The 23,085-nt window shown below is 75.4% G+C and carries 19 protein-coding genes; 14 read left to right on the forward strand and 5 right to left on the reverse strand.

Going from position 1 to position 23,085, the window contains the following annotated elements; genetic code table 11:
- Nucleotides 1-79: 79 nt before the first annotated feature.
- Nucleotides 80-1,756: a nitrite/sulfite reductase gene (locus HNR12_RS00835; RefSeq protein ID WP_179765653.1), complete on the reverse strand. Its 1,677-nt coding sequence runs from the start codon at nt 1,754-1,756 to the stop codon at nt 80-82.
- A gap of 480 nt (nt 1,757-2,236) precedes the next feature.
- Between HNR12_RS00835 and HNR12_RS00840 the strand changes: the two genes are divergently transcribed.
- The 4 genes from HNR12_RS00840 to HNR12_RS00855 all read left to right on the forward strand — a co-directional run bounded on the left by HNR12_RS00840 (nt 2,237) and on the right by HNR12_RS00855 (nt 7,116).
- A complete protein-coding gene (locus HNR12_RS00840) occupies nt 2,237-3,571 on the forward strand; it encodes a YihY/virulence factor BrkB family protein (protein WP_179765654.1) in 1,335 nt (444 codons plus the stop codon).
- Nucleotides 3,572-3,645: 74 nt separating this feature from the next.
- Nucleotides 3,646-4,413: an HNH endonuclease family protein gene (locus HNR12_RS00845; RefSeq protein ID WP_179765655.1), complete on the forward strand. Its 768-nt coding sequence runs from the start codon at nt 3,646-3,648 to the stop codon at nt 4,411-4,413.
- 483 nt (nt 4,414-4,896) lie between these two features.
- Nucleotides 4,897-6,318 (forward strand): hypothetical protein, encoded by a 1,422-nt coding sequence (locus HNR12_RS00850; RefSeq protein ID WP_179765656.1) that lies wholly within the window; start codon nt 4,897-4,899, stop codon nt 6,316-6,318.
- Nucleotides 6,319-6,345: 27 nt separating this feature from the next.
- On the forward strand, nt 6,346-7,116 hold the full coding sequence (locus tag HNR12_RS00855) for a hypothetical protein (RefSeq protein WP_179765657.1): 771 nt from the start codon (nt 6,346-6,348) through the stop codon (nt 7,114-7,116).
- A gap of 79 nt (nt 7,117-7,195) precedes the next feature.
- Here the strand turns inward: HNR12_RS00855 and HNR12_RS00860 are convergent, their stop codons facing one another.
- On the reverse strand, nt 7,196-8,479 hold the full coding sequence (locus HNR12_RS00860; RefSeq protein ID WP_179770303.1) for an MFS transporter: 1,284 nt from the start codon (nt 8,477-8,479) through the stop codon (nt 7,196-7,198).
- A 213-nt stretch (nt 8,480-8,692) separates the two neighbouring features.
- Here HNR12_RS00860 and HNR12_RS00865 point away from each other — a divergent pair, with 213 nt between their 5' ends.
- Nucleotides 8,693-9,259 (forward strand): GNAT family N-acetyltransferase, encoded by a 567-nt coding sequence (locus HNR12_RS00865; RefSeq protein WP_179765658.1) that lies wholly within the window; start codon nt 8,693-8,695, stop codon nt 9,257-9,259.
- Nucleotides 9,260-9,423: 164 nt separating this feature from the next.
- Complete coding sequence (locus tag HNR12_RS00870; protein WP_179765659.1) at nt 9,424-10,737, forward strand: phosphoribosyltransferase family protein; 1,314 nt, start codon at nt 9,424-9,426, stop codon at nt 10,735-10,737.
- 270 nt (nt 10,738-11,007) lie between these two features.
- On the opposite strand, the gene HNR12_RS00875 is transcribed toward HNR12_RS00870, so the two are convergent.
- Nucleotides 11,008-11,307 (reverse strand): WhiB family transcriptional regulator, encoded by a 300-nt coding sequence (locus HNR12_RS00875; RefSeq protein ID WP_270074466.1) that lies wholly within the window; start codon nt 11,305-11,307, stop codon nt 11,008-11,010.
- Between the two features lie 563 nt (nt 11,308-11,870).
- Entirely contained in the window at nt 11,871-12,524 is a 654-nt protein-coding gene (locus HNR12_RS00880) for an MBL fold metallo-hydrolase (RefSeq protein ID WP_179765660.1), read from the reverse strand.
- A gap of 179 nt (nt 12,525-12,703) precedes the next feature.
- On the opposite strand from HNR12_RS00880, the gene HNR12_RS00885 reads away from it, so the two are divergent.
- From HNR12_RS00885 to HNR12_RS00910, 6 genes are all read left to right on the forward strand, one after another.
- Nucleotides 12,704-13,111: a YccF domain-containing protein gene (locus HNR12_RS00885; RefSeq protein ID WP_179765661.1), complete on the forward strand. Its 408-nt coding sequence runs from the start codon at nt 12,704-12,706 to the stop codon at nt 13,109-13,111.
- A 236-nt stretch (nt 13,112-13,347) separates the two neighbouring features.
- The gene (locus HNR12_RS00890; RefSeq protein WP_372451132.1) at nt 13,348-14,664 is read left to right on the forward strand and encodes an AI-2E family transporter; all 1,317 of its coding nucleotides are present in this window, start codon (nt 13,348-13,350) and stop codon (nt 14,662-14,664) included.
- Between the two features lie 207 nt (nt 14,665-14,871).
- Nucleotides 14,872-16,470 (forward strand): ABC-F family ATP-binding cassette domain-containing protein, encoded by a 1,599-nt coding sequence (locus HNR12_RS00895; protein ID WP_179765662.1) that lies wholly within the window; start codon nt 14,872-14,874, stop codon nt 16,468-16,470.
- A 211-nt stretch (nt 16,471-16,681) separates the two neighbouring features.
- Nucleotides 16,682-16,888, forward strand: a complete 207-nt coding sequence (locus HNR12_RS00900; protein ID WP_179765663.1) for a helix-turn-helix domain-containing protein — start codon at nt 16,682-16,684, stop codon at nt 16,886-16,888.
- Nucleotides 16,889-17,301: 413 nt separating this feature from the next.
- A complete protein-coding gene (locus HNR12_RS00905; RefSeq protein ID WP_179765664.1) occupies nt 17,302-18,123 on the forward strand; it encodes an enoyl-CoA hydratase/isomerase family protein in 822 nt (273 codons plus the stop codon).
- A 382-nt stretch (nt 18,124-18,505) separates the two neighbouring features.
- A complete protein-coding gene (locus tag HNR12_RS00910) occupies nt 18,506-19,984 on the forward strand; it encodes a DEAD/DEAH box helicase (protein WP_179765665.1) in 1,479 nt (492 codons plus the stop codon).
- A gap of 156 nt (nt 19,985-20,140) precedes the next feature.
- On the opposite strand, the gene HNR12_RS00915 is transcribed toward HNR12_RS00910, so the two are convergent.
- Nucleotides 20,141-20,458 carry a YnfA family protein gene (locus tag HNR12_RS00915; protein ID WP_218902106.1) on the reverse strand — a complete coding sequence of 106 codons (318 nt, stop codon included), beginning with the start codon at nt 20,456-20,458 and terminating at the stop codon, nt 20,141-20,143.
- A 619-nt stretch (nt 20,459-21,077) separates the two neighbouring features.
- Between HNR12_RS00915 and HNR12_RS00920 the strand changes: the two genes are divergently transcribed.
- On the forward strand, nt 21,078-22,154 hold the full coding sequence (locus HNR12_RS00920; protein ID WP_179765667.1) for a permease: 1,077 nt from the start codon (nt 21,078-21,080) through the stop codon (nt 22,152-22,154).
- Nucleotides 22,151-22,954, forward strand: coding sequence for a TIGR03943 family putative permease subunit (locus HNR12_RS00925; protein ID WP_179765668.1), 804 nt, complete (start codon nt 22,151-22,153; stop codon nt 22,952-22,954). Before HNR12_RS00920 ends, HNR12_RS00925 begins: the two co-directional genes overlap by 4 nt.
- Nucleotides 22,955-23,085: the final 131 nt, after the last annotated feature.

Below are 23,085 nucleotides of genomic sequence, written 5' to 3' on the forward strand. Positions count from 1 at the left end.
GTCGTCGTGTCGTCCGGGCGCCGCGCGCCCGACGGCCGACCGGGGGCCGCGCGCGGGCCCGGCCCCCGGTGCGCGCCGCTCACTTCAGCTCGCCGTCCTCGGCCCGCGCGGCCCACGCGGCGAAGGACTCGCCCTCGGCGCGCTGGTCCAGGAACCGGCGCAGCACCCGCTCGACGTAGTCGGGCAGCTCCTCGGCGGTGGTCTTGAGGCCGCGCACCTTGCGGCCGAAGCTCGCGTTGAGCCCCATGCCGCCGCCCAGGTGCACCTGGAACCCCTCGACCTGCCGGCCCTGGGAGTCGGTGACCAACTGGCCCTTGAGGCCGATGTCGGCGACCTGGATGCGGGCGCAGGAGTTGGGGCAGCCGTTGAGGTTGATGGTGACCGGCTCGGGGAAGTCGGGCAGCCGCCGCTCCAGTTCGTCGATCAGGTCGGCGCCGCGCGCCTTGGTCTCGACGATCGCCAGCTTGCAGTACTCGATCCCGGTGCAGGCCATGGTCTGGCGGCGGAAGACGCTGGGGCGCACCCGCAGGTCCTCGGCCTCCAGGGCGGCCACGGCGGAGTCGACCCGGTCGTCCTCGACGTCCAGCAGCACCAGCTTCTGGTCGGCGGTGGTGCGGATGCGGTCGGACCCGTGCTCCTCGGCGATGTCGGCGATGCGCGCCAGCACGGTGCCCGAGACCCGCCCCACGCGCGGGGCGAACCCGATGTAGTTGCGGCCGTCGCGCTGGCGGTGCACGCCGACATGGTCGCGCTGGAGGCCGGGGCGCAGTTCCACCTCGGGGCCGTCGGGCAGCGCGTAGCCCAGGTACTCCTTCTCCAGCACCTCGCGGAACCTGGCCGCGCCCCAGTCCTTGATCAGGAACTTGATGCGGGCGCGGTGGCGCAGCCGGCGGTAGCCGTAGTCGCGGAAGACGGCGGTGACCCCGGCCCAGACCTCGGTGACCTGGTCGGGGCGCACGAAAGTGCCCAGCCGCTGGGCGAACATGGGGTTGGTCGACAGCCCGCCGCCCACGAACAGGTCGAAGCCGGGCGTGCCGTCGGGGCCGATCACCCCGGCGAAGGCGACGTCGTTGATCTCGTGGTTGGTGCAGTAGGCCGAGCACCCCGACACCGAGGTCTTGAACTTGCGGGGGAGGTTGGAGAACAGCGGGCTGCCGATGTAGGTGTCGTAGATCTCGCGGATCTGGGGGGTGGCGTCGACGATCTCGTTCTCGTCGATGCCGGCCAGGGGACAGCCCAGGATCACGCGGGGGGTGTCGCCGCAGGCCTCCATGGTCGACAGGCCCACGGCCTCCAGCCGCTCCCAGATGGCGGGCACGTCCTCGACCCGGATCCAGTGCAGCTGGACGTTCTGCCGGTCGGTGACGTCGGCGGTGTCGCGCGCGTAGGTGCTGGAGATCTCGGCGATGGTGCGCAGCTGGGCCACGGACAGCTGGCCGCCGTCGATGCGCACCCGCAGCATGAAGTAGCGGTCGTCCAGCTCCTCGGGCTCCAGCACGGCGGTCTTGCCGCCGTCGATGCCGGGGGCGCGCTGGGTGTAGAGCCCCAGCCAGCGGAACCGGCCCCGCAGGTCGGCGGGGTCGATGGAGTCGAACCCGGCCTTGGAGTAGATGTCGATGATGCGGCGCTGGACGTTCAGGCCGTCGTCGTTCTTCTTGTTCTCTTCGTTCTTGTTGAGGGGTTCGCGGTAGCCGAGGGCCCATTGGCCTTCACCTCGGCGCGGCCGGGAGCCGGTCGTTGCGGACGTGGGAGGCATTACGGGATCCTCCGAAGCGGATCGCGGGACGGCGCGGGCCGGCGCGAGCGCCACGGCTTACGACCTCGCGGCCCGGCACATCGGCGTGCGCGCGCATCGGCAAGGTTCGGCGTGGGAGGACGTCGGCGCCGCTCGCGCCCCAGAGTGCGGGCGAATGAGAATACGAAGCGGCCAGATCAACCGACGTGACGACAGATGGCACTGCGGACCCGCAGGAAGTCCACGTGCCGGCGCACGCAGAGCATCGGGTCCAGAGCAGCGATCATGCCTTTGACAATGCCACGCGCCGACCGGTGTTGTCCAGATCGCGGGCGCGGCCGGAACCGGTGAATCCCATCACCTTGAAACCTTCTTATCCTACCCGGTCGGTCGGGAAACGCATTACATTTCACCATCGAATCGGCCGTGTTTCCCGCGGTCCGGAGCCCCGCCGACCACATACCCCCTTTTCGCGGGCCTAGGTTGGGGGATGTGTGGGGCATGCTGAAGCGCGCGGCGCGCGGCGCGGCCGCGTGGGCGGACGACTGGTGCGAGGAGCACCCGCGGGCCGCCCGGCTCGCCGTGCTCGTGGGCCGCACCGCCCGCACCACGGCGCGCACCCGCATCGTGGGCCTGGCCGCGGAGTCGGCGTTCTTCTCCCTGCTGTCGCTGCCCGCCCTGCTGCTGGGCCTGGTGGGCACGCTGGGCCACCTGCGCCCGGTCCTGGGCACCGGCACCGTCCTGGAGATCCGGGTGTGGCTGCTGGACCTCGCCGCAACGGCGCTCACCGCCCAGACCGTCGACTCCATCGTCGCCCCGCTGGTGGACGAGTTCCTGGCCGGCGCCGAGACCGGGCTGCTGTCGGTGACCTTCCTGGTCTCGCTGTGGTCGGGCTCGCGCGCCATGAACGTCTTCATCGACGCCATCACCATCGCCTACGGCCTGGACGAGTTGCGGGGCTACGTGCGCCAGCGGGTCCTGGCGTTCGTCGCCTACCTCGGCGGCCTGCTGTTCGTGCTGGCCGTGCTGCCCGTCCTGGTCGCCGGGCCCGACCTCGTCCACCGGCTGCTGCCCGCCACCGTGGGCTACCTCAACCTCGCCTACTGGCCCACCGTGGGCGGGCTGTCCACGCTGGCCGTCGCCCTGCTCTACGTGCTGAGCACGCCGGTGCGCACCCCGCTGTGGCGCTACCTGCCCGGCGCGCTGGTGGCGATGGCGGTCCTGCTGGCGGGGTCGGTCCTGCTGCGGCTCTACCTCGACGCCTCCTTCGGCCAGGTCACCATCTACGGCTCGCTGTCGGCGCCCATCGCGATCCTGGCCTGGCTGTGGCTGATGGCGCTGGCGGTGCTCATCGGCTCGGCCCTCAACGCCGAGATCGACGCCATGTGGCCCACCCCGCGCACCGCCGCCGCCCGCGCCCAGATCGCCGCCCGCCGCCACGCCCGCGCCAAGGCCCTGGTGGACCGGCGCGAGGCCGCGCTGCGCAGCGCCGGGCCGCTGCCCGAGCACGACGACGACCAGGAGATCACCGCGCGGATGCGGCGGCTGCTGGGCTGGGGCTCCGACCGCTACATCGACACCCCCGAGCCCGCCGGGCCCGGCACCCCGGCCGAGCCCGCCGCGCCCGGCACGGGCGCCGAGGACGCACCCGCCCGCGAGGACGCCGCCCCGCGCGCGGACGGTCCCGAGGGCCCCGCCGAGGCGGGGCAGGACCGGCCGCGCCGCCGCGTGCCCGAGCAGCCCGGCACCCTCCCCGCGCCCGCCGGGGAGACCGGCGCCGCCGGGGAGACCCCGCCCCCGCCGGCCGAGCGCCACGGGCCTCCGGCATCCTCTTAGGGGCGGTGCACCGCGCGCCGTCCGCCCGCACCCGCCCCCTCCCCGCTCCCCGATCCCCACCGGCCCAGGTGACCATGTCCCGAAAGCCCCGCCCGCCCCGCTCCCCGCGCCGCCCCCGCCCCGCCCGCCGCGCCGGACTGGTGGTCGCCCCGGCCGCCCTGCTCGTCCTCGTCGTGGCCGCCGCGCTGCTCACCGGCGCCGACCCGCTCGCCTGGCTGCGCGCCGCCGTCGGCGCCGGGCCGCCCCCCGGCGCGCCCGACGCCAGCGGCGCCCCGCCGGCGGGCGACCCCGTCTCGCCCGAGGAGGCCGCCGCGGCCCGCGCCGACCTGCGCGGCATCGAGACCGCGCCGCCCGCCTCCGGCGACGACTACGAGCGCGACGCCTTCGGCTCCGACTGGGTCGACACCGACGACAACGGCTGCCCCACCCGCCACGACATCCTCGCCCGCGACCTGGAGGACACCGAGGTGGCGCCCGACTGCACCGTCGTCAGCGGCGTGCTGGAGGACCCCTACACCGGCGAGCGGATCACCTTCTCCGCCGAGGATCCCATGGAGGTCCAGATCGACCACGTCGTGCCGCTGGCACTGGCCTGGCGCACCGGCGCCCAGGACTGGGACCGCGACCGCCGCGTGGAGTTCGCCAACGACCCCGACAACCTGCTCGCCTCGGACGGGTCGGCCAACCAGGCCAAGGGCGACTCCGGGCCGGGGGAGTGGCGGCCCTATGCCGGGTTCCGCTGCGCCTACGCCGTGGCCTACGTCGGGGTCGTCGACGAGTACGGGCTGACCCTGCCGCCCGCCGACCGCGCGGCCCTCGCCGACATGCTGGACACCTGCTGAAACGGCCCGGCGCGCCCCGGCGGCCGGATGTGGCCAAAAAACCGCGCGATCCCCGTGCGGCGCGCGGACGCGGCGGCGGCCGGGGCGATAACCTACCGGCCGGCGCGCCGGAGCTGGGATCGGCGCAGGTGGGCGCCCGCACCACCCGGCCGGGCGCCGCGGCGCCCCGGAGTCGCGGTGGGTACGCGGACGCTCACGCGCATCGCACCCGCTCCGGACACGTGTGCGAGCTATCAGTATCATCGCCGTGACCCGTGATGACTCCTTCGCGCCCGTCCGGCTCGGCGACCTCGGTCGGCCCCCCCGCCGCCCGGCCCCGGTCCTCCTCTGCCCGGCGCCATTGGACGACCGCATCTCCCTCTTGACGGAACAGGTTCACGAACACATGACCGCAGCGTCTCCGCCGCGCCGGGCCGCCACCGCGAAGCGGGCCCGCGCCGGCCGACTCCGGGGCCACGGGTCGGCCCGCCGCGAGGTCCGGCCATGACCGAGGCAGCCGACTCCCACCCCCACCGCAGCCCGGTCGTCCTGGTGGTCGCCGCCGACGAGCGCAGCGCCGAGGTCACCATCGAGCGCCAGACCCGCGTGGTCTTCGGCGCCACGCCCAAGGAGACCCGCAACGCCGCCCTGGACCTCGTCGCCGACTACGCCGCCCACCTGGGCCGCTCGGTGCTGGTCAACGCGCGCGACGTCAACGGCGCCTGGCAGCTGATCGTCAGCCCCACCGGCGTGGTGCGCGCGGCCGGCGGCCGCGAGGTCGCCCTCATGGCCGACCGCCCGCGCCGCGGGCGCGCCGGGCGGATCGCCGCGGTGGCGGCCGGCGGCGTGGTGGTGCTCGCCCTGCTGGGCGGCGGCGGGTTCGCCGCCGTGCGCTACCTGCCCGACGCGCTGGCCGGCGGCCCCACCGCCGCCCCGGAGCGGCCCACCGTCACCATGCAGGCCCGCCAGGCCCCGCCCGGGTTCACCGAGCAGGCGCGGTGGCGGCTGCCCATGCGCGACGGCGCCCAGCCCGACGTGTCCCCCGAGGGCGACCGCGTGGCCCTGGTGGACGTCGACGGCCGCCTGCGGGTGGTCGGCCCCGACGGCGAGACGGCCTGGAGCGCCGACCTCCCCCTGCCCGCCGACGAGATGACCGGCCCGCCGCGCTTCGTGGCCGCCGGCGACGGCCAGGGGGTCGCCGTGGTCGGGGAGGGCCGCCTGTGGGTGTGGCCGCCCGGCGGCGGGGAGCCCCGCGCCTACGAACTCCCCGAGGGGGCCGAGGTCACCTTCGCGGGCGCCGGCCCGCTGGTCATGGCCGACGGCCGCCCCTCCATCCCCTCCGGCGGCGAACTGGCGCCCGTGGAGAAGCCCGAGGGCTCCGGCGCGCTGCTGTCGGACGGCCGGCGCGTCCTCACCGCCGTGGTGCGCGGCCCCTGGGTGTGGGTCGCCCCCGACGGCACCCGCGAGGAGGTCGAGCCCGCCGCGCCCCAGGGCGCCGGCGAGCTGGACGAGGTGCTCACGGCGGGCGGCGACACCCTGGTGGCCTCGTGGCGGGTGCCCGGCGCCGACGACCGGCGGGTCCTGGCCCTGCACGACGCCGCAGACGGCACCGTGCGCGCCGCGGCCGAGGTCCCCGCCGGCGCGGCCGCCGACGACGCCGACTGGGCCCACGGCGAGGCGGTGGCCGTCTACGGGCCCGTCGTGTTCGACCTCGCCACGGGCACCGGAACCGTCCTGGAGGGGTTCGCGCCGGCCAGCGCCGCCGGGGAGGTCGCCTTCGGCGACCTGGACGGCGCGCCGGTCGCGGTGACCGCCGACGCCGCTCCGATCGAACTTGAGGGCGACGTCGCCCGGCCGTGGGGCCTGCTCGACGGCCGCGCTGTCGTGGTCGCCGGTGGCGACCTCTACGCCCTCTTGCCCGAGTAAGCCCCCGAGAAGACAGAGAGGAGCGATATGTCGCTGACACCACGCGCGATCGGCGTTGCGGCTGCCGGCCTGCTGGCCGCCGGGTTCTCCGGCGCCCCGGCGCTCGCCGACACCGCCGAGGGCCTGGGTGCCGCCGAGACCACGGCGGTCACCCAGGAGCAGCCTCCGGCGCAGGCGCCCGCGGCCGAGGAAGCGCCCATCGGCGTTGACTTCGGCCTGGCGCCCGTCACCCCGCAGACCGCACCGGCCCCGCCCGCCCAGTCGCAGGACGCCGACCCCGGTGACGGCGGGATTCTGGACCCGATCCTGCCCGACCCGCCCCCGCCGGTGGACCCGCCGCCCGGCGGCGACCCCGGCCCCGAGGACCCTCCCGGTGAGGAGCCTCCGGGTGAGGACCCCCCCGGGGAGGAGCCCCCTGGCGAGGAGCCTCCGGGTGAGGAGCCTCCCGGCGAGGAACCGCCCGGTGAGGAGCCCCCTGGCGAGGAGCCTCCGGGTGAGGACCCGGGCGAGACCCCGCCTCCGGGTGAGGACCCCGGGGACGAGAGCCCCGGCGGTGACGACGGCGACGACGGCAGCGTGCCGCCGCCCGCCGACGACGCGGGCGGTGGCGACACCGGTGCCGACGACGGCTCCGCCGGCGGCACCGCCCCGGTGGCCGACTCCGACGGCGGCGAGTCGACCCCCTACCTGCCCACCACGGGTGTGGACCTGACCGGGTTCGTCATGGGCGGCGTCATCGCGACCGGCATCGGCGCGGTGACCCTCTACGCCACGCGGCGCCCGGCGCCGGTCCAGTAGGACCCCGCCAAGCGCGAGGCCGCCCCGGCCCAACGGCCGGGGCGGCCTCGCCGTGTCCGCACCGGGGAGCCGCCCAGGCTCAGCGGCTCCCCGGCCCGCGCCCCGCGCCGCCGCTCGCACCGCTCACGCCGTCGGCGGCCGCCCCGGCCCGCGCGCCCGCGCCCGGACGCAGGCTCCCGGCGAGCACCGCCGCCACCAGGCACGCCGCCGGGATCATCCACAGCCCGGCCGTCAGCGACGCGGCGTCGGCCACCACGCCGATCAGCGGCGGCACCCCGAGGAAGCCCGCGCGCGCCAGCCACGCGGCCAGCGCCACGCCGTGCCCGCCGCGCAGGCCGGGGATCTCGCCCGCCGCGGCCAGCGCCAGCGGGAACAGGATCGACACCCCCAGGCCCATCGCGCCGAAGCCCACCACCGCGGCGATCGGCTCCGACAGCAGCAGCGCCGCCGACAGGCCCGCACCCGACAGCAGCGCGCCCGCCCGGGCCACCGCCACCGCGCCGAACCGGTCGGTCACGCGGTCGCCCACTATCCGGCCCAGGGTCATCATCGCCTGGCAGGCCACGAACGGCAGACCGGCCATCAGCAGCGGAGCGGCCAGCTCGTCGCGCATGTAGACCGCGCCCCACGACGCCGCCGAGTCCTCGATGGCACCGGCCATCATCAAGAAGACGCTCAGCACGAGCAGCAGCCCCACCGAGCGCGCCGGCACGCCCCAGCCGCGCCGGCGGCCCCCGGCCGGGGCCTCGTGGGCCTCGGCGGGGTCGTCATCGCGGTCGCGGCCCGGCAGCAGGAACCGCGCCGACACCAGCAGCGCCACCGCGATCAGCACGGCCACGCCCAGCAGGTGGGCCGGGCGCGGCACGCCCCAGCCCGCCATGGTGGAGCCCACCAGGCCGCCGGCCACGGCGGCCACGCTCCACAGCCCGTGGAAGGCGTTGATGATGGTGCGGCCGTAGCGGCGCTGCACGCGCAGGCCGTGGGTGTTCATGGCGGAGTCCATCCAGGCGTCCAGCCAGCCCACCGCGAACAGGCTCAGCGCCAGCGCCCACCAGGCCGGGGCGATGGCCACCAGGGGCAGCACCGCCGCGATCAGCACGCCGGAGGCCACCGCCACCCGCCCGCTGCCGAAGCGGGCGATGAGCGGCCCCGCCAGCATTCCGGTCAGGAGCGCTCCCAGCGGCATCGCGCCGATGGCCGTGCCCAGCGCGGCGTTGGACAGTTCCAGTTCGGCCTTGATGGTCGGCAGCCAGGGCACGATGTTGGCGTAGGAGAACCCGTTCGCCAGGAAGAGCACCGCCACCGCCAGGCGGGCGCGCCGTGCCGTGGTGTCGGGTGCCCCCGAGCGCCGATCGACTGCCACCAAACCCCCCAGGATCCCATGAGCCGCGCTCCGACCCAAGGATCGTATGCGACCGGCCGCCTTCGGCCCCGCCGCAGGGGTTGTGCCGGATGCCGCCCGCCTTTTACATATGATCTTCTGGCCGCGACCGCGTCCGACCCGCAGCCCCCCGGAGATCCCGCTCGTCTTCGCCCCCTCGCACACATCCCTCAACCATTCCGGGAGTCCCCACCGATGATCGACCTGCGCGCGCTGCGCGAGAAGCCCACGCTGGTCGGAGAGCGCGTGCGGCTGGTCCCGCTGAGCGCCGAGCACGCCGACGACTTCTACGAGTCCACCCGCGACGAGGAGATCCGGCGGCTCACCGGCGCCCACCGCAGGCCCGGCTACGACGAGATCCGCCAGTGGTGCGCCACCCGCGCCGAGCAGATCGACCGGCTGGACCTGGCGATCTTCGAGGAGCCCGGCGGCCGGTTCGTCGGCGAGCTGGCGCTGGACGAGGTCGACCCCGACAACGAGAGCGCGGCCTACCGCATCGCGCTGTCGGCGATCGAGTTCACCGGCCAGGGCCTGGGCAAGGAGGCCACCCGGCTCATCCTCGACTACGCCTTCAACCGGGTGCGGCTGCACCGCGTCTGGCTGAACGTCTACGCCTTCAACATGCGGGCCATCGCCGTCTACCGGGCCTGCGGGTTCACCGTCGAGGGGCGGCTGCGCGACGCCCTGCTGTGGGACGGCCGCCGCCACGACGCGCTCGTCATGGGCCTGCTCGAAAGCGATTTCCGCAGGTCCGAGGTCTGAGGCGGGGCCGCCGGCGGGCCGGGGCGCGGCCGGGCGGATTGGCGCGGGCCGAGGTGTTGGCCGATCGGTTCGACCGGGTATGCCGGTAACATTCGCGCCGCGTGCCGACCCGACGAGGAGTGGCGCCCCGCGCCGCCGCGCGGCGGCGGGCGCCAACACCGCCTATGAACCCGCTGCCCGTATCACTGCCGTTCACCGACCGCGCCGAGGCCGGCCGCCGCCTCGCCGAGCGGGTGCGCCCGCTCGCCGTCACCGACCCGCTCGTGCTGGCGCTGCCGCGCGGCGGCGTGCCGGTGGGCGCCGAACTGGCCCGCCTGCTGGGCATCCCGCTGGACGTGCTGGTCGTTCGCAAGATCGGGGTGCCCGGCCATCCGGAGCTGGGCGTGGGGGCCGTCGACGAGGACGGCCACGCCTGCTACGACGACCGGGCACTGGCGCGGCTGCGGCTCTCGCGCGCCGCGCTGGCCGACACGGTCGAGGCCGAGCGCGCCGAACTGGCCCGCCGCGTCGAGGTCTACCGGCGCGGCCGGGCGCCGGCCGACCCCCGGGGCCGCGACGTCGTCGTGGTCGACGACGGCGTCGCCACCGGCGGCACGGCCCGCGCCGCGCTGCGCATGGTGCACCGCCGCGGGCCCGGGCGGCTGCTGCTGGCGGTCCCCGTGGCGGCCCAGTCCGCCCTGGACTCCCTCACCGCCGAGGCCGACCGCGTCGTGGCGCTGACAGTGCCCGAGAACTTCCGCGCGGTGGGGGAGTGGTACCGCGACTTCGGCCAGCTCACCGACTCCGAGGTGACCGCCCTGCTGGACGCCGAGGCCGACCGCGACGCCGCCCCGGCGCACGCGCGCGCCGTGCGGATCCGCTCCGGCGACACCGACCTGGAGGCCGAGCTGGCGACCGTGCCGGGCGCGCGCGGCACCGTGGTGCTGGCACTGGGTCGCGAGCGCGAGGACCCCGCGCGCCGGGCGGTGGCCGCCGCCCTGGGCCGGGCCGGCTACACCACCCTGCTGGTGGACCTCCTCACGTCCGAGGAGGACGCCGCCCGCCGCGCCGCCGATCCCGGCGCGCCGGCCGAGCCGCCGGTGGCGGTGCCGGCGCGGCGGCTGGAGGCGGCGGTGGCCTGGCTGCTGCGCTCCACCGACTCCGCCGGGCGCCGGATCGGGCTGTTCGGCGCCGGGGCGGGGGTGCCCGCGGCCCTGGCCGCCGCGGCGGCGCGCCCGGCCGACATCGCGGCCGTGGCGGTGCACGGCGGCCGCCCGGACCTGGCCGCCGAGGCGCTGCCGGGGGTGCGCGCGCCGGTGCTGGCCCTGGTGCAGGGCGGCGACTCCTTCGTGCGCGAACTGGTGGAGTGGGCGCTGGCGCGCGTGGGCGGTCCGCACCGGACCCGCACGGTGCCCGGGGCCGAGGAGCTGCTCGACGCGGAGGCCGGGCGGCGCACGGTGGGCGAGGCCGCCGTGGAGTGGTTCGAGCGCCACCTCTAGGCCCGCGCCCGCCCCGCGCCGAAATGCGGGAAAGTCGCCCGTTCGGCGGGTGTGGACACGCGCGCGGGCGGGTAAAAAACCCGCGGCGCCCTCGACGGAGACCGTCGGGGCGCCGCGGGTACGGCCGGGGGCCGGGCGAAGAACTGTTGTCTCGGACAGGCGGCGGGTCGGCCCGCACCGGGGTGTCAGCCGGGGCTGGCACGCCGTGGTACCGGTCTCAACCGCAGCGTTGCCGCGAGTCGTGCCTGGAGGGGGCGCAGATGTCTGGGGTCAGGCCGCGTTGGCGCGGCGCATCCGGCGCCGGCGCTCCGACGCGCGCTCGTCTTCGTTCAGGCCGCCCCACGTGCCGTACTTCTCGGGCCGCGAGATCGCGTAGTCGAGGCACTCGGTACGGACGGGGCACTGCGCACAGATCTCCTTGGCCTTGCGCTCACGGATCTCCCGCTCCGGCTGACGCTCACCGTCGGGGCCGAAGAAGAGCACAAGGTCCTCGCCCCGGCACGCGGCGGCATCCTGCCACCCCCAGTGCGGGCGGGGGCGCAGCGCGGCCTGCCGACGTACCTGAGACATGGTTGAACCACCTCTACTGAAATCACTAGTAAGCTGTTGGGAAGACAGGGTCAGACAAAGGTCATGCAGCGTGAGCAACCCCGCACGACCTGAACGCCGTGCGTTGCTTCGGTGTTCCCGGGTGTGGTTTCGATTCGAACCACCGCGCCGAACCGCCGAAACCGGCGGGGCGCTCACACGAACGGCCGGGGAGGCGGTGCCGCTCTCCCTGCGAGCCGGTACGTAATCATGCCATCCCCGCTCCCGCTTGTGCACGGGGGGTGGGGAAATTACTCGCCTAACCGTTACCGAAACAGAGCTGCACTGACCAATCTTTGGTCGTATGTCCGTTTCTGTATTGATTTGCGAATCCGGTCGGCTCACCGGACTCCCCACATCGTATGGGCCAAGGCCGCGCCTGCCTAGGGTCAATGCGTGATGATCCGATCACATCGCGGTCCCGGCCGCGCGCACAGCGGAGCCGGCCCTCCCGGCGGGCGCCGGCCCGGGCACAGGCGGCCCCGCGAGCCCCGGGGCGGGCGCCGGGCCTCGGGGCTCCGGCGAAGGTGGGGCAGGGGGCCGGATCAGCCCTCGGCGGTGTCGCCGGGCAGCAGCCGGGCGACCTCCACCCCCGGCACCAGGGTGCCCAGGTTGCGGAAGTACACCCCCGCGCCGGTCTCGCTCAGCAGCGCGTCGTGCACCGCCACCGCGCGGGCCGGCGCGACCTCGCGCAGGTAGTCCACCACCTCGGAGATCTTCGACCAGGGCGCGTGGACCGGGAACAGCAGTGTGCTCACCGGGTCCTCGGGCAGGGTCAGGGCGTCTCCCGGGTGGAACAGCGCGCCGTGCTCCGTGGCGACCCGGAACCCGACGTTGGTGATGACCGGCAGGTCGGGGTGGATGACCGCGTGCCGCTCGCCGTAGACGTGGACGTCGAACCCGGCCGGCGACACCGTGTCCCCGTGGGAGACCGTGTGGATCCGCGCGCCCAGGTCGCGCAGTCCGCCCAGCCGCTCGGCGATCCCGGCGTGGGTGTAGACCTCCAGCCCCGCGGACGACGCCTCGGCGGCGGCGCGCAGCCGGTCCAGGTCCAGGTGGTCGGGGTGCTCGTGGGTGATCGCCACGGCGTCGGCGCCCACGGCGGCGTCGGGTTCGCTGAACCCGCCCGGGTCGATCACGAGCACGGCTCCGTCGCGCTCCAGTCGCACGCAGGCGTGCCCCAGCTTGGTGATACGCACGTCAGCGATCCTAACCGCGCCGCCGCGCCGCAAACCGCGCCCGCCCGGCCCCGACCCCTAGGGGGACGCTGGGGGTTCGGCCGCGGAACGGGGTGTGCGGGGTCGCCGTCGTATCCGGGTAGACGACGACTTCGGCCGCCCGACCGAGGGCGGCCGCACCCGATCCGAAAGGAAGCCCTGTGGCCCTGCTTCGCCTCATCCTCAACATCGTCTGGCTCGTCGTGGCCGGGTTCTGGTTGGCGGTGGGCTACGTCATCGCCGGACTCATCTGCTGCGTGCTGATCGTCACCATCCCCTTCGGGGTGGCCTCCTTCCGCATGGCGAACTACGCCCTGTGGCCCTTCGGCCGCGAGATGGCGCGCCGCCCCGGCGCCGGGGGCGCCAGCACCGTCCTCAACGTCATCTGGGTGATCGTCGCCGGCTGGTGGCTGGCCATCGGCCACATCGTCACGGCCGTGGGCCTGGCGATCACCGTCATCGGCATCCCCATGGCGTGGGCGTCGCTGAAGATGATCCCGGTGGCGCTGGCCCCCTTCGGCAACGAGATCGTGCACTCCGACCGGCCGCGCGAGCCCTGGCAGTTCTGACCCGGGCCCGACCCGGGCGGCGGGAGCGGGCGGGGCGCAACGCGCGCCCCGCCCTCGCCGCCGCCCGGGTGCGATGCGGTAACTTCGGCCAGACCACGACTCCCAAGGAGCGGAGCCGAGCGGCCCGGCCCGCGCCGGTCCGCGGGGCGCCAGCGCCCTAGGTCGCAGGAGGAGATAAGGGGGACGACGTGCGGTTCACCAGCCCACGGCAATGGGCACTGATCAGGAGGCGCCGGGTGCGCCAGGAGCCCGCCGAGGCGCCGCCGCCCGTCTCCGCCGAGCCCGCCGACCCCGGGCCCGAGGAGAGCCTGCTGTCGCGCATGGGCACCGCCGCCTGGCAGCTGCTCGTCATCGGGATCGTGCTGGCCTTCATCGTCTACGGGCTGGTCTACGTCCGCGTCGTCACCATCCCGGTGATCCTCGCCGTGTTCGTCACCGCCCTGCTGATGCCGCCCACCAACTGGATGCGGCGCCGGGGCCTGGGGCGCGGCAGCTCCACCACCATCGCCATCATCGGCTCGCTCATCGTGCTGGGCGGGGTCGTCACGCTGATCGTCCAGCCCGCCATCTCCGGGATATCCGGCCTGGTCGACAGCGTGCAGCAGGCCATCGACGACCTCCCCAGCTACCTGCAGGCGCTGGGGCTCGACCCCGGCCTGGCCGCCACCACCATCGAGGCCGTCGAGCGCGAGGTGCGGTCCATGGCCCAGGAGGACTGGTCCCAGTGGATCAGCCAGGCGTGGGTGGCCGGCGCCACCGTGCTGGAGTTCCTCGTCGGGCTGATCCTCATCATCGTGCTCACCGTGTACTTCGTGCACTCCGGCGACCTGCTGATGGAGTGGGTGCGCTCGCTGTTCCCCGCGCGCTCGCGCCGCTCCATCAAGGCCGCCACGGAGATCTCCTACGGGGTGATGGGCCGCTACGTGCGCGGCGTGGCGCTGGTGGGCCTCATCGACGCCGTGGGCATCGGCATCTTCCTGCTCATCTTCCTCGACCCCGGGCTGGCCATCCCGCTGATCGTGCTGACCTTCGTCGGCGCGTTCCTCCCGGTCATCGGCGCGTTCCTGTCGGGGCTGCTGGCCGCCATGGTCGCCCTGGTCACCGAGGGCTGGATCATCGCCGTGGTGGTCGTCGCGGCCGTCTTCGTGGTCCAGCAGCTGGAGAGCCACGTCTTCGCGCCGCGCGTCTACGGCAAGGCGCTGGACCTCCCCTCGGCCGTGGTGCTGCTGGCCATCACCCTGGGCAGCATCCTCGGCGGGATCGCCGGCGCCTTCCTGGCCACCCCGATCGTCGCGGTGATCGCCGGGCTGCTGCGCAACCGCCCCCTGGAGCAGGCCGCCGGCCACGGCGTCGCCGTCGGCGCCGGCGGGCGGCCCGGCGAGGTCGCCGCCGCCCGCGAGAAGGAGAAGGCGGCCGCGCCGGCCGGCGGCGCGGCGGCGGGCACCGCGGCACCGGCCGCGCCCCCGCCCGCGGCGCAGCCCCCCGAGCGCCCCGGCGACTCCGGCCCCGGCGGTGCGCCCGGGGCGCCGCGCACGCCGCCCGCGGGGGACTAGACCGGGCGGGCCCGGCGTTGTCGGCAGGGAAGCCGCGCCGCCGCCCCGGCGCCCGCGCGCGCGTTGCAGCGTGAGCGGCTAGTCTGGGCGGCGCGCGTGCCCTTGACATGCGGCGCCCCGCCCCCGCGGCCAACCCCGGGCCGCCCTCGGCGCCGCGCCCGCCGCCCCTGCCCGCACCACCTGTCTGCCGAGAAGGTCTCCCCTCCCATGCTGATCGCCACTGACCTCGAACTGCGCGTCGGCTCCCGGCTGCTGCTGGAGCCCACCACGCTGCGCGTCGCCGCCGGCGACCGCATCGGACTGGTCGGGCGCAACGGGGCGGGCAAGACCACGCTCACCAAGGTGCTGGCCGGCGAGGGCATCCCCGCCGGCGGCACCGTGACCGTCAGCGGCACGCTGGGCTACCTGCCGCAGGACCCCCGCGCCACCGACCCCGACGAGCCGGCGCGCGACCGCATCCTGTCGGCGCGCGGGATCGCCGACGCGCTGCGCCGCATGCGCGCCGCCGAGGAGGGCATGGCCAGCGACGACGCCAAGGTCCGCGACAAGGCCGCCCGCGCCTACGCCCGTGCCGAGGAGCACCTGCTGGTCATGGGCGGCTACGCCGCCGAGTCCGAGGCCGCCTCGATCGCCAGCAGCCTGAAGCTGGACGACCGGGTGCTCGGCCAGCCGCTGGGCACGCTTTCGGGCGGCCAGCGGCGGCGCATCGAGCTGGCCCGCATCCTGTTCAGCGGCGCCGACACCCTGCTGCTGGACGAGCCCACCAACCACCTCGACGGCGACTCGGTGGCCTGGCTGCGCGACTTCCTCAAGTCCCACCAGGGCGGTCTTGTGGTCATCAGCCACGACGTCGACCTCGTCGAGGACGTCGTCAACCGGGTGTTCTACCTCGACGCCAACCGGTGCGTCATCGACGTCTACAACATGGGCTGGCGCGCCTACCTGGCCCAGCGCGAGGCCGACCAGCGCCGCCGCGCCCGCGAGGCCGCCAACGCCGAGAAGCAGGCGAGCGCCCTGCAGAAGCAGGCCGACCGCTTCCGCGCCAAGGCCACCAAGGCCAAGGCCGCCCACCAGATGGAGCACCGCGCCGAGCGGATCCTCAGCTCGGTGCAGGGCCAGCGCAAGGCCGACCGGGTGGCCAAGCTGCGCTTCCCCGACCCCGCGCCCAGCGGGCGCACCCCGCTGATGGCCAAGGGGCTGTCCAAGTCCTACGGCTCGCTGGAGATCTTCACCGGGGTCGACCTCGCCATCGACCGGGGCAGCCGGGTGGTCATCCTCGGGCTCAACGGCGCGGGCAAGACCACCCTGCTGCGGCTGCTGGCGGGGGTCGAGCAGCCCGACACCGGCGAGGTCGTGCAGGGCCACGGGCTGCGGCTGGGCTACTACGCCCAGGAGCACGAGACCCTCGACACCAGCCGCACGGTGCTGGAGAACATGATGAGTGCGGCGCCGGACCTGCCCGAGGTCGAGGCGCGGCGCACGCTGGGCTCGTTCCTGTTCACCGGCGACGACGTCGACAAGCCGGCGGGCGTGCTCTCGGGCGGCGAGAAGACCCGCCTGGCGCTGGCCGCGCTGGTGGTCTCCAGTGCCAATGTGCTGCTGCTGGACGAGCCCACCAACAACCTCGACCCGGCCAGCCGCGAGGAGATTTTGAGTGCGCTGCGCAACTACAAGGGCGCCATTGTGCTGGTCACCCACGACGAAGGAGCGGTCGAAGCGCTCCAGCCGGAACGCGTCATCCTCCTGCCCGACGGTGTGGAGGACCTGTGGAACGTTGAATTCGCCGATTTGATCGCACTCGCCTGACCTGCGCAGACGCCAATAGGCGCCCGGGCGACGCGCGAAGCGGCGTTCGGTTGCCATTCCCCTATTAACGGCCGCAATAAAGGACTGTCCGAAAAGGGTGCAGCGCCCCGACACGACTCCGCCGCGTCGCGAATGGGTAGCCACTGGCCTCCCCATGGCTGATCATGGGCAGCAATGTCGCGTTGATCACCAACACCGACGGGAGGACGCTGTGGCCGAGACCCTGAAAAAGGGCACGCGCGTGACCGGCAGCGAACGTTCTGAACTGGCGACCGAGCTGAAAAACCGCTACGACGAGGGGGAGAGCATCCGCTCCCTGGCCGCGTCGACCGGGCGGTCCTACGGATTCGTCCACCGGCTGCTGACGGAGGCCGGCGTGACCCTGCGCGGCCGCGGAGGAGCCACCCGCCGCTCCTGACCTGCCCGTCCAGGGCCGACCGCCCCGCCCGAACCGCCGCGGCGCCCCTCTCCTCGGTGACGCGGGCCCGGCGATCCCGATGTCTCACGCCCTTCGCGCGGCGCCTTGCCCCGCTGACCGCGTCCTCGTCACACGACCACTCGGCCTGCCCCGGCCCGACGAGCGGCACGACCACCGCCAAGGCGCCCGCGAAGGGCGCTTTCGCGCACGCGGGGCCGCAGGCCCCGCCGCCCCGCCCTCCCGTCCCCTCCGCCGCCGCGGGCGCAGGCGCCGCCCGCCCGGGTGTGCGCGGCCCGGTCCGCGCTGGTCGGACCCACCCCGGACCCCACCGCGCGGCGCGCCCGGCCGTGGTCCATCATCGACGCAGGAGGACGCCCGCGCCGCCCGGCGCGGCCCGACACGCGGAGGTGCGCATGGCCGGCACGGCCCTACCCACGGACGACGAGCTGGCGGCGGCCGGGCTGCGGCTGGCGGTCGAGGAGGGCGCCTCGGGCGGCGTGGCCCGCATCACCCTGGCCCGCCCCGAGCGGCACAACGCCATGACCGACCGCACCTGGACGGCCCTGGCCCATGTCGGCCATGCGCTGCCCGCGTCCGTCCGAATTGTTGTGATTGACGGCGAAGGTCCGTCGTTCTCGTCGGGGATCGACACCGCGATGTTCGCGCCCGGAAACGAGGACTCCGCGCTGAATCGATTCATCCGCGATCCCGCCGGGCGCGCCGAACTCGACGCGGCCATCGCCGGGTACCAGGAGGGCTTCCTGTGGCTGCGCCGGCCCGACATCGTGTCGGTCGCGGCGGTCCACGGCCACGCCATCGGCGCCGGGTTCCAGCTCGCCCTGGCCTGCGACCTGCGCATCCTCAGCGACGACGCCGACCTGTGCATGAAGGAGCCCGCGCTGGGCCTGGTGCCCGACCTCACCGGCACCAAGCCGCTGGTCGACATCGTGGGCGTCCACCGCGCCCTGGAGCTGTGCCTGACCACCCGCACGGTGGGGGCCGAGGAGGCCCGCGAACTGCGGCTGGCCGAACTCGTCGTGCCCCGCGACCAGCTCGCCGGCGCCGTGGACGACCTCGTCACCGCGCTGCTGGAGACCCCGCGCGACGCCGCCGCGGCCACCAAGGAACTGCTGCTCGGCGCGCCCGGCCGCACCCTGGCGGAGCAGGCCGCCGCCGAGCGCGCCGCCCAGGTCGAGCGGTTCGCCGCGTGGGCGGCCGCCGCCGGCCGGGGCTGAGGCCGGGCGCGGCCCGGCCCGAGCGCCCCGCGGACACCGCCCGCGTCCGGGCGGCGCGGCCGGTGCGGCCCGGCGGCGTCCGGACGGCGCCGCGCCGTACGGACGCCGCCCCGGCGCGGGAGCCCGCTCGGGAGTCCAGGATCACCAAGGAATATCGGAGACCGCCGCCCGGTTGACGACCGTTGTCTAGTACGCTGCACAAGGCGGTCACTTCTTGCCGCGCGCATCGGGTGCGCCGGGCCGCCTGGCGCCGGGGGCTGCGGACTCTTCGCGTCCCCGTGTCGCGTATTTCCGGCGCGTTTGTGTGATCTCTTCGTGAGACCCCTGTGGCTGCGGAGCCTTCCTCGAAACGCCGCCGACTGATGAGGAAGGTTTACGTCACTTGACGGACAATGCCGCATGCCCTGCTTTCGGTGATCTCGGACTCCCGACCGCGATCGTCGACAAGCTGGCGCAGAACGGTGTCATCACCCCGTTCCCGATCCAGGCCGCCACCATCCCCGACACGCTCGCCGGCCGCGACGTGCTCGGCTGCGGCCGCACCGGATCGGGCAAGACCCTCGCGTTCGGCCTGCCGCTGCTGGTGCGCGCCGCCGAGCGCCGCGCCGCCCCCCGGCGCCCCCGCGGCCTGGTGCTGGTCCCCACCCGCGAACTCGCCCACCAGGTGCGCGACGCGCTCCTGCTCTACGGCCGGACCCTCGGCGTGCGCATCGGCGACGTCGTGGGCGGCAGCTCCTACACCCGCCAGATCAACGAGCTGCGCCGCGGTGTGGACATCCTGGTCGCCACCCCCGGCCGGCTCACCGACCTGATCGAGCAGGGCGCCTGCGACCTCGGCGACGTCGAGCTGTCGGTCCTGGACGAGGCCGACCAGATGTGCGACATGGGCTTCATGCCGCAGGTCACCAAGCTGTTGAACCTCGTGCGCCCCGGCGGCCAGACCCTGCTGTTCTCGGCCACGCTCGACGGCGACGTCGACAACCTCGTGCGCCGCTACATGAACGACCCCAAGACGCACTCGGTCGACCCGCCCGTCTCGCAGGTCACCACCATGGAGCACCACCTGCTCAAGGTGCTTCCGCACGACAAGAACCGCGTGGCCACCGAGATCGCCGCGCGCGACGGCCGCACCATCCTGTTCGTCCGCAGCAAGTACCGCGCCGACAGCCTCAGCGAGCAGCTGGTCAAGGCGGGCGTGCCCGCCGCACCGCTGCACGGCGGCAAGACCCAGAGCGTGCGCACCAAGACCCTCGCCAAGTTCCGCGAGGGCCGCATCCAGGCGCTGGTGGCCACCGACGTCGCCGCGCGCGGCATCCACGTCGACGGCATCGACCTGGTGGTCAACGTCGACCTGCCCGCCGGCCACAAGGACTACCTGCACCGGGGCGGGCGCACCGCCCGCGCCGGGGAGTCCGGCCGCGTCGTCTCGCTCGTGGCGCCCAACCAGCGCCGCATGGCCCGCCGCCTGCTCGGCGACGCCGGCGTGGAGGCCCAGCAGCACCTGGTCAACCCCGGCGACGAACTGCTGGCCCAGGTGACCGGCGCCCGCCAGCCGTCGTGGGAGCCGTGGATCGAGCCGCCGGAGCCCGAGCGGGAGCGCCCGCGCCGCGGCGGCGGCCGGGGCGGACCCGGCGGGCGCCGCCGCAACGGCGGCCCGCGCCAGCAGGGCGAGCGCCGCTTCTCCGGCGGCCACTCCGAGCACCGGGGCCGCGGCGGCTCCCGGCGCGACGACCAGGGCGGCGCCGGACGGCACCGCGAGGCCCGCGCGTTCGACGGCGACCGCCGGACCCGCCGCGACGACCACGCCGCGCGCCCGGCGCGCGGCGACCGCCACCACGGCACCCCGGCCGCCCGGGGCTGAGACCCGGCCCGCCTTTCGCGGCGGCGCCCACGCACGGCGTGGGCGCCGCCGCGCCGCTGTCGCGGGGGTCTTCCCGCGAGCCGGGCGGCCCCGGTGAGGCGGCCGCCCGCGTCCGCCCGCCGCCGGCCGCGCCGCGGGACGGCGAGCGGTGGCCCTTCAGCCGCCGCGCGGGGCGTACATGATGACGGCCACGCCCGCCAGGCAGACCAGGGCTCCGATGACGTCGAACCGGTCGGGCCGGAACCCGTCGACCGCCATGGCCCACACCAGCGACCCCGCCACGAACACGCCGCCGTAGGCGGCCAGCACGCGGCCGAAGTCGGCGCTGGGCTGGAGGGTGGCCACGAACCCGTACAGGCCCAGTGCCAGCACGCCCGCCCCCGCCCACAGCAGGCCGCGGTCCTCGCGCACCCCCTGCCACACCAGCCAGGCGCCGCCGATCTCGCACAGCGCCGCCGCGGCGAACAGCAGCATCGACGTGAGCGTCAGCACGCCGGCCGCCCGGTGCGGGCGCGGCGCGGGCGGCCGCGGCGGTCGGCGGGGGAGGCGGGCAGGCCGCGGCCGGGGCCTCCGGGGAGGCGGAGGCGCGGCGGGCGGGCGGCCGCGGGCCCGCCGCCGGAGGGATCCGCACCGCGGGTCGCACAGGGGTTCACACGAAGGTTCACACGCACGTCGGACACGTTAGGCCCCGCGCGGCGGCGAGGGCGACGCGGCCCGTGCCCCGCGCTCCGGGACGCCCGCCCGACACGCCCGGCGCCCCGCTCCCGCCGCGCCGCCCGCCCGAAACGCCCACACCGCCCGCTCCGGACGGGTAAAGTGCGAAACGCCCGGGCGACGTGACCGTCGCGGCGCGCCGCCCGGTGCGCACCGCGCGTCCGCGCGGCCCCCGGCCCCGCCCCCTCGGGGCGTCCGGGCCCGGGACACCTCCGCGCCCGGCGCGGCCACCGGCGACCCGCCCGTGTGTCGGCCTCCGCCGCACGCGGGATGAAAACCGTTCTCGGTACTATGCCCGGGAGCGCCCGCACCGCGCGGCCCGCCCGGCGCACCGCCGGCGGGACCGCCCCACCAGCACGAAGACAACGGAGTTCCACGCGTGTCCGAACGTTCGACGGCGGGGCCCGCTCCGCCCGCACACGCCTCCCTGGGCGACTCCCTCGCCACCGGCTGGGACGACCCCGACGGCGCGCTGCCGCCGCCCGACTGGGGGCGCCCGCGCGGCCCCCGCCGGCTGGCCACCGTGTGGGCCTTCGCGCTGTTCCTGGTGGCGCTGGCCATGGGCAACGCCTGGCTGTCGGACCGGCTCACCGGCGAGGCGTTCCTGGCCTGGGCCACCGTGTTCACCGCCATCAGCCTCCAGGCGCTGCCGTTCCTCGTCTTCGGTATCGCGCTGTCGGCCGCGCTGACCGCGTTCGTTCCGGCGTCGTTCTACCAGCGCGTGATGCCGCGCAACCCCGCCGCCGCGGTGCCGGTCGCCGGCGCCGCGGGCATGGTGCTGCCCGGCTGCGAGTGCGCGTCGGTGCCGGTGGCCAGCGGGCTGATCAAGCGCGGCGTGGCACCGGCCGCGGCGCTCACCTTCCTGCTGGCCGCGCCCGCCATCAACCCCGTCGTGCTGGCCGCCACCGCCGTGGCCTTCGCCGGGCAGCCCGAGATGGTCGTGGGCCGGCTGCTGGCGTCGTTCGGCGCCGCCGTGGTGGTCGGCTGGATCTGGGCGCGGCTGGGCCGCACCGACTGGCTGCGCCCGCCGCGCACCCACCACGACCCCGACGCCCCCAAGTGGCAGGTCTTCCGGGAGTCCATGCTGCACGACCTCATGCACGCGGGCGGGTTCCTGGTCGTCGGCGCGATCGCCGCGGCCACCGTCAACGTGATCGTGCCGCGCGAGTGGGTGGCGGCCGTGGCGGACATGCCGGTCGTGTCGGCGCTCGTGCTGGCGCTGTTCGCGGTCGTGCTGTCGGTGTGCTCGGAGGCCGACGCGTTCGTCGCGGTCAGCCTCACCGAGTTCTCGCCCACCGCCAAGCTGGCGTTCCTGGTGGTCGGCCCGATGGTCGACCTCAAGCTCATCGCGCTGCAGGGCGGCACGTTCGGCTGGGCGTTCGTCCGCCGGTTCGTGCCGCTCACCCTGGGCGTGGCACTGGTGTTCTCGTTCGCGATCGGAGGGCTGCTGCTGTGAACCGCGTGGCGCAGGGGATCGTCGTGGTGCTGCTGGGCGCCGCCGCGCTGACCAGCACGCTCTTCACCGACCTGTACCTCAACTACGTGCAGCCGGGCTTCCGGCCGTTCCTGATCGCGGCCGGGGCGGTGCTGCTGGCGCTGGGCGCGCTGATCGTGGCGGGCGAGCTGCGCGCGGTCCTGCGGGGCGAGGAGGCCGAGCCCCACGCGGCCCAGGGCGGCGGCGCGCACGCACACGGACCGGCGCACGGACACGGGCACCACGACCACGGCGGGCACGCGCACGACCGCGCGCCGCGCGTGGCCTGGCTGCTCCTGCTGCCGGTGGTGGCGGTGTTCGTGGTGGCGCCGCCGGCGCTGGGGGCCTACACCGCCGAGAGCGCGGGCGCGGCCGCGCCGCCGCGCGAGGTGGACTCCGACCAGCGCTTCGACGGACTGGGCGAGGCCGACGCCTCGGGGACCGTGGAGATGGAGCTGCAGGACTTCGTCTCGCGCGCGTGGACCGATGAGTCGCGCGCCATGGAGGGCCGCACGATCCGCCTGACCGGGTTCGCGGTGCCCCACCCCGACGGCGAGGACGAGGGGTGGTACCTGGCGCGGCTGCAGATGGCGTGCTGCGCCGCCGACGCGATCGTCAACCGGGTGCTGATCACCGACGAGCCCGCCCCGCCCACGGACACCTGGTGGGAGGTCGAAGGCACCTGGCAGGCCCCCGAGGGCGACCTGCAGAGCGTGCGCGACCACCGGTTCACCGTGGAGCAGATGACCGAGGTCACCAACCCGCCCGACCCCTACGAGTAGACCCGCCCGCCCTCAGCGGGCGGTCGCGCGTGGCCCGCCCGGCCCCGCATCCGCGCCCGCGTCCGTTCGCGGGCGGCGTCGAGGAGCGGGGGCGGGGCCGACCCGCGTCCCGTCGGCGGTTGTGGCCGCTG

It is taken from the genome of Streptomonospora nanhaiensis, assembly GCF_013410565.1.
Taxonomy (GTDB): Bacteria; Actinomycetota; Actinomycetes; order Streptosporangiales; family Streptosporangiaceae; genus Streptomonospora; species Streptomonospora nanhaiensis.